This is a genomic window from Maribacter spongiicola, assembly GCF_052119685.1.
In the GTDB taxonomy this organism is placed as follows: domain Bacteria; phylum Bacteroidota; class Bacteroidia; order Flavobacteriales; family Flavobacteriaceae; genus Maribacter; species Maribacter spongiicola_A.
In genome coordinates this window covers 35,509-52,515 of record NZ_JBGQOO010000010.1, presented here as the reverse complement: position 1 = coordinate 52,515, position 17,007 = coordinate 35,509, and the positions used below count along the sequence as shown (strand labels likewise).

The window sequence follows — 17,007 nt, the reverse complement described above, 5'->3', positions numbered from 1 at the left end:
ATCTAAACTTTTAGTGCCTTGTTAAATAGGATTAATTACCTGTTAGTACAGATGAATTAAAGGTCTCGCTTTTTTAGAATAGCGTATGATCCATAAATGAAAATGGCTATCCAAGCCATAACAATCAGAATTTCATACCAATGTATGTAATAGTCTAATTCGAGTTTTTCACCCATTTGGTTGGCAACAGATTGTACCGCACCTAACCTAGAGAATGGTTCTTTGATAAGATTGAACATTGCCTGTAATGGAAAAAAGCCCATGATAATATCTGTGGTTTCGCCATCAAAAAACTTCCATCGTATAATGCCTCTAAAAATTCCTTCGAATACTTGCCATAAAATTAAAAAGCCAAGCGCAAAGGCTGACCTTTTTACCAAAACACCTAAGAAAAGACAGAAGGAAAAGAAACCCGTCAGTTTGATGAAAAACGCTAAAAGAAACTCTAAATCGCTCAGAATGATAGAAATTTCGGTGAAATCGGAGTAAATCAGTCCTAAAATTAGTGAAACTAAAAACACAAAGATTGTAGAGACTAATGAGAATGTAATCACGGTCAAGAATTTTGAAAGTATAAATTCCTTTTTCGAAAGTCCGTCAATCAAATTCTGTTTTATCGTCTTATAACTATATTCATTAGACATCATTGATACAATAACAATTGCTAAAAATAGCTTGAAGAACGCTGTAATAAATGTGTTGAAATGCCAGATATAGGGAAAATTAAAAATACCCTGATCTGCTAAATGAAACTTTATAGGACCGATATCGAATTTTATAGCAGCTACCAATGCGATAGAAGTTAAAAGTGCGAAGTATGAAATAATCAGCACTTTGCTAGCCCTGTTATTCCAAAGTTTTATGAATTCTATTTGAAGTAATCGTATCATGTTGGTGGTGTTTTAGGTGTTAGCATTTTTAGTTAAGGCAAGAAATTGTTCTTCTAAACTTTCTTTTCGTTTTACTAAATGAGATACGATAATGCCTTTTTCAAAAAGTAGTTTGTTCAATGATCGTGCATCTAATTCAGAAGTTAAGATTGCCGTGACCAAACCATTTTCTTTTTTTATACTACCAAAATGTTCATTGGTACTTAAGTACGATGTTAGTTTTTCTAAGTCATCACATTTTAATTCGAAAAAGCCGAAACTTGCCTGTAAACTATCTACCCTGCCAGAATATAATTTTTCGCCTTTTCTTAAAATAACCACATGCGAGCATACTTTTTCAACCTCATCTAATAAATGCGATGCTAGAAGAATTGTAGTTCCTTTTGCAGCTATAGTCTTTATAATTTCTCGGATCTGATGAATTCCTTGAGGATCGAGCCCATTGGTAGGTTCATCTAAAATTAATATTTCTGGGTCGTTCAATAGGGCTGAGGCAATAGCCAAACGTTGCTTCATCCCAAGGGAAAAAGTCCTGAATTTGCTATTTTTTCTATCTAGGAGTCCGACTAAATCTAGCTTTTCTTCAATTTTGTCTTCCGATACATCTTTTATTTTGCATACTAATTTTAAGTTTTGCAAAGCCGTCATGTACGGGTAGAAGTTTGGGCGTTCGATTATTGCGCCTACTTTTTTTAGTGCTTCATGCGTTGAAGATTCACCGCCAAACCAAGCAAATTCGCCACTGGTTTTATTGACTACATTTAATACAATGCCAAGGGTAGTTGATTTGCCGCTGCCGTTGGGACCTAAAATTCCGTATACATTGCCTTTTTCTATAGTAAACGATAAATCTTTTACTGCAGTAAGGTGTCCGAATTTTTTGGTAAGATGATTGACTGTTAGAATAGTACTCACGTCAAGTGTTTTTTGATTGGTTACGTATACTTGACGAAAAACTTGACCGAATGTTACACTATGAACTTAATTTGTTGTTGCCCTGAAGGTAATTCTTCTGTTGGTGATTACTGTTGTTGGGGTATTAAAATTAACGGTTACCGTTTCGGAGGGGTCATCTGTAGTTATATTACTATCTGTTTGATCTTGAGCATTACTAATATTATTTGTGTAGGTGGCAGTTGAGGTATTGACATCGGGCAAAGTAACGCGTGTCACCAGTGTTAACGTTTCCAAGTCGCCACTGTTCATGCTTCCAATAGACCATTGAGGTTCTGTAAAGCTACCTTTAGAAACAGATGATGATAGAAAAGAAATACCATCAGGTAGTATATCTGTAATCACTAGGTTTGAAATCGGATTAACACCAAGACTTTCTACAGTTATGGTAAAAGTTACCGAATCTCCATCAGTAACGGTATTCGTATCTGCAACTTTTTTAATGATCACGTCTGGTAGACAATAGTAAGCTGCAATAGGTTGAGAATCATAGGTACAACCACCTTTAGTAACCCTTACAAAATAGTCGCCAGCTTCACTAGGATTGTAACTTGAAAATATAGCCCCCGTTACAATAGTTCCGTTTTGGTACCATTGGTACGCATCAAAATTTGCATCAACTACGCTGATCAACGCACCAGGTAAGCATCCACCTCCATTGACTTCCAGGTCAACTTCGGGTACGGTATCAAATCCAGAGAAATAGCCTGCAATACCACGATTGGCATTTACACCGAAAAAACCTACAGCAATTGGTCCTGTAGATTGCACACTTACATTTCCTGTTAGGTTAGAAATATAAAATGTTTTCCAATCTGTAGATCCTGCTACTGGTAAGGAAGCTGGCAATGTTACGGCTCCTGAACCATCTGATACCGAAATATTTCCGTCAGGTGTAGATGTAGATGCGATGATGGTTATACCACCGGTAAGGGTAGTGCCGGCAGAATTGGTAATTTCTGATATATTATCTAAAGTATCAGGTAATAAACAGTTGACAGGGGCAACAAAATTTAACCCAATGGTCTGCACCCCAGAACTACCTGCTAAATTTTGATATGCATATGCATCTTTTGATGTAGTGACCAACATGTTGGCGCCAGGTGAATCACTAGAATAGTTAGTGCCGGGAACTAAAAAATAATCACCTGTATTAATTGTCGCTATTGAAGTAGTAGAACCATTTACAAAAATTTCAGTGTTGTTTTGGGTTCCAATAATTATAGGGAATTCTGTACTATCTCTACCGTTACCTCTAATGAAAACATATTCTTTACCTAATTTGTTCTCAGGTACGGGTTGATCTATACCTGCATCTCTACTGCCTGATGAGCTGGATACTACTCCATAATTTAAACCACCATTACTAATGGCAATGTTTTTAGTTGAAACTATGGAGGCGCCTAACCACCCGTCTATGTTTGCCGAAGTTTCATTAGTATAGGCTTCTAGCACAAAACTTTCATTTTTGTTTAACGTAATTTGAATATTATCACTTGTAATTCCATCTCTATCGTTCTGCAAGCGAAATTCGCAACCAAAATCATAACCGGTAATATCTACTACCGTATTATCTTCTGTTGCCATTATACCCAAAGATGTTGATATATCTGAGGTTGTTGCATAATTTGGCGCGCCGCCCCATTTAAATTTTGTACCCAAAGCTTGCCTTCCCTTAGAAGTTAAAGATGTTGCTTGTGCTGAAGAGGTACCTCTATAATTCACGTAGAATTTTTCACCTCCTGGAGATTCAAACCGGAGTCCGCTACTGTTAATAACAACCCCTGTATTAGCATTTTGAACCATAGTAATATTGTTGTCACCATTGGCCAATGTATATACCCCAGGAGCTAAATTAGAAATAGAGAATGTTGCGTCTGGTGTTGTAGCTGTTCCAATATAAGCGTTAACCGTAAAGGCGGTTGTTTCGGGTGTTGATAAATAAATAGCCTGTTCTTTAACTGAAGAGTTATTACTACCCTGTTTTAACGGCGGCAAGTAATGAAGATCACTTAGCTGGGAAAATCCAACTGAAGAAACCATCATCAATAAAATAAATAAAATAAACTTTTGCTTCATTATAAGTTTGCCTGAATCAAGTATTAAAAATTAAAGAAACTTAAATCGTCATTAAATCACGATTAATAGTTATAAAATGCTTGTTTTAAGTGGTTATCACAAAAAAAAACAAGAGGTAGCCGAGTCAGCTACCTCTGTTAAGTTGTTTATCTGTAAAGGGTAAAATTACCTACAAATTCTCTCGTGTCTGCCGCACCATTTAATTTAATGACATACCAGTAATCTCCAGTTGGTAGCTCATTATCCTGATAGAATCCGTCCCAACCGTCTTCATTATCCTTAAAGGTGAAGACTGAACGACCATACCTGTCATAGATGCTAATGAAAATCTCTGGATAAACCTCTATGTTTTCTGGCATCCAAAAATCGTTTTGACCATCGCCATTCGGAGTAAAGAAATTAGGAATCTCAATATCAATAAATTCAATGAATAGACTTGCCGTTGCTTCACATCCATTTTCATCTACTACCGTAATTGCATAGGTGCCAGTCTCTGTAATATAGAACACATTTTCAGAGCCTCTATTATCATCTTCAAAATAGAAGGTATAATTTTCTCTACCACCAGTTACCGTAGCAGTAATCTGATTGATGTTACTTTCTACTAAAGTAATTTCAAGAGGCTCGAATGCCAATATTTCAACATCATAGGTAGTTAAACACCCGTTGGCATGAGAAATACTGATATAATGAGTACCCGGAGTCAACTCTCTAAAAATAGGAGTTAATTGCATTTCTAATGGATCTACTGTGTCTAAACCAAATAACACTTCATCTTCTATACTTGGGTCGTTAAGAACAATGTTTAAATAGTTACTAGGGAAAACTCCGTTACAACCATAAACTGGCTCAACTGTAGCACCAAGGTCAACACCTGTGTCAATAGTAACTATAATTGTTTCTTCACAACCTTGTGCATCTTCTATATAGATGATGTAATCACCAGCTGCTAAGTTGGTAAAGTTTAATCTATCTTGAACAAAATCTGTTTCGTTTTCTAAACGAGTGCTATATGGAGCAGTACCACCGATTATGGTTAAATCAATTGTACCATCTTCTTCACCTACACAAATTTCAGGAGTGCTTTCTGTTGTTATTTCTAATACGTCTGGCTCTAAAATGGTAGCTTCAATTAGCTCAAAACAACCGTTAGTGTCCTGTGCTATAATAATATAATCACCAGGTGCCAATTCGTCGAACGTATTATCATCGCTAAAACGATCTAAATTCGGAGAGATGGCATATTGATATGTACCTGAACCACCTAACATGTTCACCGTTATAATACCATCTTCCTGTCCATTACAGGTAACGTCGATAATTGAAGTATTAGCCGTGTCAATAAGAAGTTCGTCTGGTTCGGTAATCAAAATCAATTGAGAAGAAATTTCACAATCATCGCTCAGTACTCTTACATAATACGATCCTGCCAATAAATCGGTAAACAGACCAGTTGGTTGATTTACGCGAATTTCATTGGTTAAGCCTGCATCAGAAAATAAAGCATATTGATAGTTGCCTAATCCACCTTGGGCTTCGGCATATATAACTCCGCTATCATCACCATTACAGCTAATAGTTGGGTCATTATTTTCTAAGGTAATCGTTAAAGGAATAATCGGATTAATAGTAACGCTATTACTTAAAACCGAAACACAACCAAGACTATCTTGAATATAATACGTATAGGCATTTGGTAATACACCTGTAAATAAATGGGTGTTAGGACCATTAATCTCATTCATGGCATTGAATGTTGATGAACCATCTGTATTCCACATATATGGTCCTGTACCACCAGAAGCAGTCAGTAAAAGTTGTGCATCTTCTAAGCATGTCGCTCTTTGAGCAGTTACGAGTCGACCTCTAACTTCTACTGGTTCAGCAATTTCAACGATACTGGTTTCATCAGAACAGTTTAAGTCATCAAGAATAGTAACACTATAATATCCTGATCTCAAATTCATAAAAGTAGCCGTAGTCTGAGAACTAGACGTCTGTAAAAGATTAGCACCAGGTCCATCACCGTCATACGTTTTAAGAATGTACCTGTAATTTGTAATTACTGTTCTAGGTGTATAGCCTGCTGTAATTACTCCGTCTAAATCACCCTCACACTCTAAACCTTGAATAGATTGAATATTTGCAACTATAGGCTCTGGAGGGGTTAAGGTAAATGCATTCGAAAAAGTTACCGTACAACCTAATTTATCTGTTACTTCTACCGTATACTGACCATCACTGAGACCAGTGGATAAATTACCATTTACTTGGTTGGCTGTATATGTAGTACCTAAGGTGGTATGTGTTACTATTATATTGAACGGAGCTTTACCACCGTTAGGTATAATATTGGCACTTCCCATATCATTACTACAACCCACATCTTTAGTCGTAATTGCCGCTAAAGTTATTGGGGCAGTAGGAGATGTAATGGTAAATGATCTTTCTTGAATACATTCTGGAGTGCCAACTTGTGCCGCTCTTAAAATGTAACTACCTGCTGCTACCGGAATAGACGCTGTTGTTCCTGTTCCAGTAAATATGCCGTCATCATCGGTACGTACAGTAGCTGTTCCGTCGGCATTAAAAACTCCCCAGTTAAAATCACCTGCATATATAGCATCGGTAAATGTAATTTGGATTGCACCGTCAGTTCCGAAACATACTACATCAGAAAGTTTATTAACCTCAATATCGAATGTATTAGGGTCTTCAACAATATGGGTTCTTGTTATTTCACAACCTGTAGTTATATTTTTAATACCAATAGTATAGGTGCCTATTGCCAAGTTGGTAAATACATTGTCACCTGTTTGGTATGTTGCAGATGGCAATATTCTAAACTCATAATTAGCTAGATTTGCTGTAGTATTCGTAACTGTACTATTTACATCTATAGTAATATTTTCACCACTGTTTACGCAATCTAACTCTCTATCGACAGAAATAGTTGCGTCAACAAAAGTGTCATAAGGGTCAATGGTAACTATATGCTCAACCGAACAACCCTCATTATCATAAACACGAACTATGATGTCTCCACCAGCCCCATTTGTATGCGTATAGGTTAAACTGCTGCTATTTTGAAGTATATTAGTTGTTGCATCATCAATGAATTCAAAACGATTATATGTTCCGCTTCCGCCGTTAATTGAACTTGCGTCTATTGTTATTTTGGCATTGTTACCATCATTCCCACTAGCACATCCAAATTGAACAGGAACCGGGGCAGTAAATGTGATCAATGTATTTTCATCAATTACCACTGTTTTTACTGTAGTACAGTTATTCGGACCTCTAGCAGTTACATCATAAGATCCACCAGGTAGACCAATGTAAGATTGTGTAGCCGCATCCCATGATGCACTTATAGGCATTGGGTTTAAGGCATACGTTAAGGGATTATTTCCATTATTTACCTGAACCAATTCAATACTACCATCGTTAGCACCAGAACAACTTACCTCAATAGGGGTAGCCGTAAAATCTGGACGAATAGCTGCCGGAATTTTTAAGATAAAAGTTCTACTACAATTTGGTGACGCAGTACCTATATCATAAACGTTAACCGTGTAATTTGTATCAACAGTATTATCTGGCACACTAACAGGTACATTCATAGCTCCGCCCGTAAGAGTTTGTCGTGTTTCAACAAGGTTTGATGAGCTATCAAGAATCTCAAACTCAAAATTTCCTGAACCTGAAATACCTTCAATAGCTATTTCTGCCTCAAAACCGGCACCACAACCTAATTGTTGCGCTAAACTTACCGAAGCTTGTAGGCTAGGGTGTACCACTATATTTGTGTCATCGGTACAACCAGTAGCATCTTTTACAAATATAGTATAGCTGCCAGCTGGTACGGTGTTATAAACCCCACCATTATTTTGATAGGTACTACCGCCATCTATAGAATAAAGAATAGTACCTGTACCTGTAGCGGTAATGGTTACCGAGGCATTGGTGTTACAATTTGCAATTACTACATCATCAATAGTTGGTGCTGCCGTAAAGCTCATGATAACATTATTAAGAGCATACGAACAACCGAATTGATCTTCTACGGTTACTGTATACGCACCTGCAGGTGAGTTTGATGCTATTTCAATTGGGTTATCGCCAGTTGTAGTAATAGTAACAAAAGGAGCAGGTCCTGTAATAGTGTAGAAGTAAGTACCTCCGCCACCTTGAACATTTTCAATTAATATTAATCCTGGGTTTTCACAAGATATATCTAGAATAGATTTTGTGTCTCCTGTAATTTCATCTAACATTATCAATTCCTCATTTTCACTAGCACTGATACATTGAGGGATGCCACCGTTGTATTGTTGAACTTCAATATAGTATTCATCGGCAGGTAAACTAATAACATTTATAGTACTTGAGTAACTAACAATACCCCCACTATTTCTGATTTCATTTCCGTCTAAATCATATAAAAACCATTGCATATCAGGTTCTATTATACCATCTGTATCTACAATAGTGTAGGTTATTGATCCGTTACTTGAACCTTCACATGCAGGGGTAATAACAGAAGTGATATCCATTGGGTTAACAATTTCGTCATTTACGTTTACACTACTTTCTCTAACACAGCCTACTGCATCTCGTACATAGAAAACATAAGTTCTACCAGGTATTAAATTAGGAAAAGTGTGTGTTGTACCAGCGGCGTACGGAGTTGTCCAACCATTAACAGGAGATATGATATTGAAATTAGCAGGATCATCTGTATATGTATATTCATATGGTGCAGTACCGTTTTGTCCACGCACGCTTACCTGTAATTCATCACAATTAACAATAATAGGCAGTAAAGTGATATCTAAATCATCTAAAGGATATGGAATTAACAACTTTGGTAAATCGGTTTTACATATTGTATGGCCACTACCATCAACTGTTCTAATTGAAGGTTCTACTTCAAAACCTGATAAATAGCCCCTAAACTGGTCAGATGTTTGCCAAGTTGCACCACCATCATCACTAAATTCAAGTGTACCAATTGTTGTTGTATAACCTACAAAGTCAAATCCAAAATCATTCACATCACCTGTACAAAGTAGGGGAGTTCTACCTTCTGCCATAGCAGTAAGTTCTGCTGGTGCTGTAATCGTTACCGTTTCTGATTCTGAGCATCCTGCTTCATCAGTAATTACTACATCGTATTCACCTGGTGCCAGATTATAGTATGTTTTAGTCGTTCCCACTACATCAGTTTGTACTTGATCGGGAGTACCATTGGTTACATCTACCAATCGGTAATCGAAAGGAGATAGTCCGTCATTAATAGTCACGGCAATACTGCCAGTGCCATCATGACAATCTGGATCTGTCGCTACTGCGCTAATGTCAAGTACAGGACTTGCTGCAATGGTTTCAGTAACCATAGTTTGGCAGGTATCTGTAGCATTTGCTTTATCTCTTACATAAATATCATAAGTTCCAATATTAGCTAATAAAATAGTAGTGGTATTACTGGCAGAGAAATCGGCATCAGTTACAGTATTACCTGAAGGAATAAATGCATACATAAAATTATTATCTCCACCAGATGCCGTTGCTGTTAATGTACCATCGGCACATACACTTGCATTTACAGGCACTACACTAAGTGAAATTGTAGGCGCAATCGTTATTGATTCTATAGCAGAAACACAACCATATATATCGGTTACTTCTACATTATAGGTGCCTTCAGATAAATTATTGAAGGTGTATGCTAAGTTGGATGCAGGAGTAGGGGTTTGCCATGCTCCGTTATTAATTCTGAATGAATAATTACCGTTACCATCAGTTACCGTTGCGGTTACCGTACCATTATTTTGTCCATCATAACATTGAGTTGCTGTTAACCCAAATGCAATGGTTTCTGGTTGAACTACAGTTACGGTAGCAGTTGATACTACTTCGCAATTATTTTGATCTTTAACTCTTACATGATAATCTCCAGCAGGTACGTTCAAGAATTGTGCTGATGTACTAAATGCTCTAATAATAGTATTATCTGTTCTTTCTAATTGGTATTCATAACCAGGTGTGCCTTCTGTAGCTGTTGCTTGTAAAGTAGCACCTGTATTAAAACAAGTAAATTCTGCAGTCTGTTGTAAACTTGCCGTTAACGCATTAGGTGAAGTTAAAGTAACCGATGTTGCTGAAGTAGCAGTACATGAATTGTCATCTATCTTTTCTACCATTAAGTTGTACGTGCCATCTGCCAGGGTAGCTGGGGTGGTTATTGGAGAAGTTGTTTCGGTTACCCAATTTGTACCACCGTCTAGAGAATATTGAAATCCAAAAGTAGGATCGAAATTAGAAACCTCAAAACGAATGCTACCATTGTCACTACCGTTACAAGTAGGATCGGTACTACCTAAAATAGCTACTTCAAAGGTTTTTCCAGTTTCTACTATAACTGATATATCTTGTGTTTTTTCACATATCTCAGGAGTCTGTGAAGCCTGAATATCATCTAATACCAAGAAGTTACCATTATCACTATTTAGATTGGTACGTAATACAACCCCAACTGCAGTATTTACACCAGGATTAAACGTTACCGTTCTTAAATGCCAGTCGTCTGCATTGTTATTTTGTGGAACAGCTGCAGTTGCTTGGCTACTGATTACATTACCAGAGCCATCAACCAATTCTACCAATATTTCTGGGTCATTACCAGAAGCATTATCAACTAATATATTATATGCATAAAACGATATGGTGATATCTTGATTGGCAAGTGCTTCCAAGCCTGTTCTTGACCATAGAATATTATTATTACCTGCTGAGGTACTTACCCCAATTGCCATAAATCTACCATCGGTCAACCCTGTATGATCATTCGGACTTCTCCAAGATGTATTAGGATTGGTAATTCTATTGGTAACTGCATATTCTGCATTTACAAGAATACCGGCAGGACCTAAATTACAGTCCGTCTCAGTACCATCTTGTGGTTCGTAGCAATATCCTGCACCTATTTCTGCAATCTGTGTGGTTACACCGGCTCCAAAATCTTCAAGGAAAAGTGTACTTTGATCAGCAGCTATCGAACTTGTGTACCCAACGGTTATTGTTTGAGTACCTGAAGCAACATTATTGAATACATTACTATCTAATGGTATATTATCTGTACCATTTAATTTGTATGTATAGGTAAAGTCTGTTGTGTTAGAAGGGGTGATGGTAACTACTCCGTCCCCATCACATTCATACGTTATGTCATTAGTGAATGTAGGTTCAATAGCAGCAATAGGTACCGTAATTTCTAAATCTGTAGAACATCCTAAAGCATCTGTTATCGCTAATTGATAGTTGCCCGGTGTTAAACGTCTTTCATCAATTGCAGAAAAAGTGTTTCCACCATCAAAACTATATTGATACGGAGCTTGACCACCACTACCATTTAAAATCTTAACTAACGCTGTTGGTATTGCTGCCCCAGATGTATCGCAAGAAGCATCTTCTATAATAGAAGGTGATGCCGTTAACGTAAATGGTTGGGTAACTTCATATTCATAAGTCTCTATACAACCATTACCGGCAGTACCACTAGAATCCATAACTGTTATGGTATAATTACCTGCTGAAATATTGTTGAAGAAATTTTCTGTTTGATAAGTAATACCACCATCCAGACTATATTGATATGGAGCATTACCACCCGAAGCAGTAATTGTTAAAACAGATGTTGAAGAATCTGCACACGTAATATCTGTATTTGATGCACCTATTGTTATAGTGCCCAAATCTTCCATTGCTACTAAATTCGACAACCCGTAACATCCGTTATCATCTCTAATTACAAATACATATTCTCCATCTTCATTAGGTACATATGTTGAAGGAGTACCTTCATATCCGAATAAAAATGATGGATTAGATGTGAAATCTGAATCGGGAATAGTAGTTTCGTCAGCGTATGGAGCAATGCCATCTTTACTATAGATAGCATATTCGTACCCTGTTGTACCACCAGTGGCCGTTAAATTTATTACACCGTAAGTACACGTAATATTTTCTTGATTTGTTGCTGTTAACCTAAGTTCAGGAATTTCGTCTACCGTAATAGTGCTTTCAATACTACAACCATCTACGGTAGTAGTTACAATAACATAATCATCAGCCGCAAGACCTGTAAATGTATGGGTGTTGTCAGACGATACTAAGTTGTTGGCTACTAAAGCTCCTTTACCACCACTACCGTTATCAAAGTAAAGCTCATAGCTATATTCTGGTGAAACGTTCAATGCTTGTATAGAAATTGTACCAGCATCGTTACAATCGAACGGAGTAGTGCTAGGGGTTACTTCAAAAATTCTTTCAGCAATACCAATTTCTTCGGTTTCGAATACACAACTGTTCTCAATTGGTGCACCTGTTGATGGGTTAAGCTGTGTAATCTGTACTATATATGTACCGCTAGTTGCGATGTCGAAATTAGGACCTTGACCAGCACTAAATGGTACTGCGATTGAATTATTCTCAACATCATACAACTGATAACCGTAACCGCTACCTAAATCTATTACTCTAATAGAACCTTCTGTATCACAAATGATATCAGATGAATCTGGCTCAGGAATATCTAAAGTATTTTGGTATGCGTTGAAATAGAATCTACTGAAACATCCACCTTCATATCCTATAACTACTCTGTATTTACCACTTTCGGTTACAGTAAAGTTGTCTGCAGCTGTTTCTTCGTTCCATGTCCAGCCACTAGTTGTATTTGCACAGTTATCACTAACATCTCCACAAGTAGCAACGTTACAACTGGTCTCATCAAGTTTTTCCCATTTAATGCTCAATGCATCAGTTATACCTAATTGAATAAATGCACTATCGGTTTCACCACAAAGAAAAATATGTGGCATATCACTATTATCATTGGAACAAGTAACGGTTTCACCCTGAATATCATTATCAGGATTACTGTCGGTATTTACTTGATTTAAGTAACTAATAATTGGGTTGGTCTGTGTTTGCCCATATCGTTCAACAGTAATCAATTCTGTATGGTTTGCACAACCAGATGTTGATGTTTTTTCTACTATATAGTTACCTACGGTAGTTACTGTCAACGTGTTTGAAGTACCGTCATTTAAAATAGTATCTCCAGAATCTATAGACCCATTATTATTAGTATCTATAGCCCAAGTGTAGGTATCAAAACCTAAACCTGCAGAAAGTGTTCCGCTAGCACCACAAAGTTCTACTGAACGTGCAACATTACAATTTAATAATGCATCAGAAACATTGTTAGCCGCTACCTCTAGAGTAGTGGTACAGGCACCTGCTGGGTTACTACCGTCTTCATCAGAAAAAGTGTTAGTATTTAAAGTGCCAGAGTAATTTGCATAGGCATTATTTTCGAGTTGAGAAGCACAAGCCGCTACGAACTCAGAACAGTCACCCGAAAGAGAAACCGTTATTTTTATTTTATACTCGGGATCATCAATTTGAACTAATGCATCAGGTATCGTAAAAGTTATAGTTCTGGTGCTTTCTTCGTAACTACTAGTTACTCCTGGTGCATCATCAATATTTATATTATCTAAGCTTACATTGTCTGGTAATACATTTTTGATCGTAAAACCAGTTGCATGATCATCTCCCGTATTCTGAAATCTTAATACATAATTGTACGTATCGCCTAAATCTACATTCTCTCCGTTAATATCTGTACCACCCAATAATTCAGAAGTGTTGCCCAAAACAATAACCGGTGCAAATACTTGAGTGTAAGATGCTGCATTTACGGTACCATCTGTTGGGTCAACTGCAGGAACTCCCGTTCCATATTCACCACCATCACCACCATCAGTTGCATCATCTTTATAAAATTCATTGGCGTCACTACACCCATCATCATCACTGTCTAAGTCTAGATGATCAGGATAGCCATCCATATCAGTATCTAGATTGGCACAAAATCCAGAAAAAGACGCTGTATTGTAAGATAAAAAGGCAACATCTGCATTTGAACTAAGTTGTAATCGAAGGTATGCCACGTCAGCTAAATTAGCCGCAGGTATACCAAATTCTGATAATTCTACTGTTGCTAAACGGTAATCTCTAGTGGTATTATTAAAGAAGACGCTTCCGTTTGCGTGGTAGATATCTAATCTGTAAGAGCCAACAACATCGGCAAGTGCTCCACCACTATAAGCCTCTACTCGTACAGCATTTCCAAGAGGAGCACCTGTAGCATCATAAAGACTTACAACGTGACCGACACCACTTGGGTCTGCTACTTGAGTTAATAATATCTCTGGTATACCATCGCCAACGTTAGTAGCTACAATTGGATCTATTTCATAAGTCCATGTATCGCCGATGTTAACAATACCGGTACCAAGGTCCAATCCGTTTTGCCCGTGGGTCAACAAAGGATTTAATGGGTCTGTGGTAGGGTCATTTATAACGGTTAATCCTAAAGCATTATCATTATTCCCATCATTTAAATTAGCTTCAAAGGTTGCCTCGCTATAAATATTGTTTGAAGGGCTCAATGCCATCCAGCTAGATTCTGTAGCTGAAATATCTGAAATTCCATCATTATTGGAGTCTATACCGTCTGATAAACCATTCCCGTTGGAATCATAAAGATTATCGTCTGCAACCCCAGTGGTAAAAGTTGTACCTCCGGTGGTGAATGCCAGTAATTCATGTGATAAGTTTGGCAATACTGGATTTCTTGAAGTTGTAGAACTTCTCCAAAAACCAGAGAAATTAGAGAAAATTTCAGTTACGGCAGTACCTCCTTTTAAAGTGCTTGATGGTGAAGTGAAATTTACATCACTAGATATGATACACATTTGTTCAACGGAATCATAAATACCATCATTATCATCATCTAAATCAACGCTATCCACAACGCCGTCATTATCAAAGTCGTTATGTACTATAATTCTGGCGGAAGGCTCATCTCTTGTGATGTTGGCGTCCGTTTGGTTTTGAGTATTGGTAGCGATATTGACAAGGTTGAGTAAAGGCAGAATGTCTATTTCGTCTGCAGTTACTTCTAATGTTAAGAATGCAACTTCGCCCGGTGCCAATGTGCCTATATTCCAAACATTACCATTCCAAGATCCTGTTATGGTAGAAGCCCCTTTCAAGGTTAACCCTGCAGGAATATTATCGGTTACCTGCAGATTAGTAATTGGTAAAAACCATAAGTTCTCTGCTCTGATAGTAAATGTGGCAGTTTCCCCCTCTGTTATCTCAGGTTTGTCAACGGTTTTAATAATTTGAACATCTGGCTCACAGTAGAAAATTTTAATGGTTTGAGAATCGTACGTACATGGTCCTTTTGTTCCTCTTACATAGTAATCACCAGCAATAGTTGCGGCATAGTCATAAGCATTTGCTCCAGGGATTGCGACGCCATCAAAATACCATTGGTAAGCATCGAAATTATCATCAGAAGCTTCAAAAATACTTGAACCAGAAAAGCATTCACCTTCGGTACCACCATTGATTTTTAAGACTACTTCTGGTACGGTGTCGAAACCTGAGAAATAACCGGCAACGCCTTGAGCGCCATTAAAACCAAAAAAACCAATAGCCATTGGTCCTGTTGAGGTTACACTGATATCACCTTCTAAATTTGGTATGTAAAATGTTTTCCAATCATCTGATCCAGCTACGGGGTTAGATGCTGGTTTTGAGATTTCCACACCATCTTCATACACTTTTACATTAGCATCAATGGTATTTACCGAAGCAATAATTGTTAGTCCGCCCGTAACAATACTACCTGCAATATTTGTAATTTTTGGTATGTTGTCCATTACATCTGGTAATAAACAGTTGACTGGCGCTACAAAGTTTAACCCTTGGGTGTATAAATTACTTGATCCTGCCATTGATTGGTAGGCATATACATCTTTCGAAGTTTGAACGAACATATTGGCACCTACTGTATTTGACGAATAGTAAGTACTCGGTATTTTAAAGAACTCACCATTGTCTATAGTTGCAATTGCTGTTGTATTACCATTTACATATACATTTGTATTATCTGCCGTGGCAATGACCAAAGGGAATTCTGTTAATCCGTTCGTGTTACCATTACCTCTTATAAAAACATAATCTTTACCTAGTTTATTAATAGGTACCGGTTGGTCAATACCGGCATCTCTATGGCTTTGACCATCTTGGCTACCAAAATTTATAGAACCATTACTAATAACGATATCTTTTGTAGCAACAATCGAGGCCCCGATCCAACCATCTTCATGGGCTTTAGTGTAATTATTTCCTATATAGGTCTCATATACAAAAGATTCGTTTGCATTTAAGGTTATAGTATGTGAGTTGGCTGTAATACCAGCCCTGTTAGCACCTACTCTAAATTCGCAACCAGGGTCGTAACCAGATAATACGACTGTAGTATTGTCTTCGGTTGCCATGATACCTAATGTGTTGGATTTAGTTGGGTGAGTACCTTTATTAGGTACACCGCCCCATTTAAAGTTGGTACCCATAGCTTGTCTACCCTTTGCTGTCAATGATGCAGCTTGTGAGTCAGATTTACCTCTGTAATTCACATAGAATTTTTCTCCGCCTGCAGAAATAAATCGTAAACCGCTATTGGTAAGTACAGTACCCGTATTATTGTTGTCTACTAATGTAATATTGTTATCGCCGTTACCTAATGTCCAAACACCTGGGTTAAGATTGTCAATGGTAATAGTTCTTACAATAGTATTAGAAGTACCACGATAGGCGTAAACATTGAAAGGAGTCGTTTCTGGGGTTGATAAATATATCGCTTGATTCTGTATACCTTGGTTATTTTGACCCTGCTTCATTGGTGGTAGATAATGAAGGTCACTTAATTGCCCAAATCCCAAAAATGAGCTCACTGTAACTAGTATGAATAAAAGAAATTTAATGTTAGTTTTAAAATGCGTTATCATCGGTATGGTTTCAAGTAGTACTAAAAACAAATAAAGCGACCTTTTGGGTCTTGGGTAAATAAATGTTGTCTACGGGCGATATATGTTGTCGTACGCGTTAATTTTATATGCTTGCTGAAAATTATTGAGCTGAATTGATTATTTTGTAA

At 37.3% G+C, this 17,007-nt stretch carries 4 protein-coding genes; all 4 read right to left on the bottom strand.

Features of this window, described 5'->3' with window-relative positions:
* Positions 1-56: 56 nt before the first annotated feature.
* Positions 57-890 carry an ABC transporter permease gene (locus tag ACEN2N_RS14185; protein ID WP_441824942.1) on the bottom strand — a complete coding sequence of 278 codons (834 nt, stop codon included), beginning with the start codon at positions 888-890 and terminating at the stop codon, positions 57-59.
* Between the two features lie 12 nt (positions 891-902).
* Positions 903-1,805, bottom strand: a complete 903-nt coding sequence (locus ACEN2N_RS14180) for an ABC transporter ATP-binding protein (protein WP_441824941.1) — start codon at positions 1,803-1,805, stop codon at positions 903-905.
* A 66-nt stretch (positions 1,806-1,871) separates the two neighbouring features.
* On the bottom strand, positions 1,872-3,923 hold the full coding sequence (locus ACEN2N_RS14175) for a DUF11 domain-containing protein (RefSeq protein WP_441824940.1): 2,052 nt from the start codon (positions 3,921-3,923) through the stop codon (positions 1,872-1,874).
* Positions 3,924-4,069: 146 nt separating this feature from the next.
* Entirely contained in the window at positions 4,070-16,804 is a 12,735-nt protein-coding gene (locus ACEN2N_RS14170) for a T9SS type B sorting domain-containing protein (RefSeq protein WP_441824939.1), read from the bottom strand.
* Positions 16,805-17,007 lie beyond the last annotated feature (203 nt).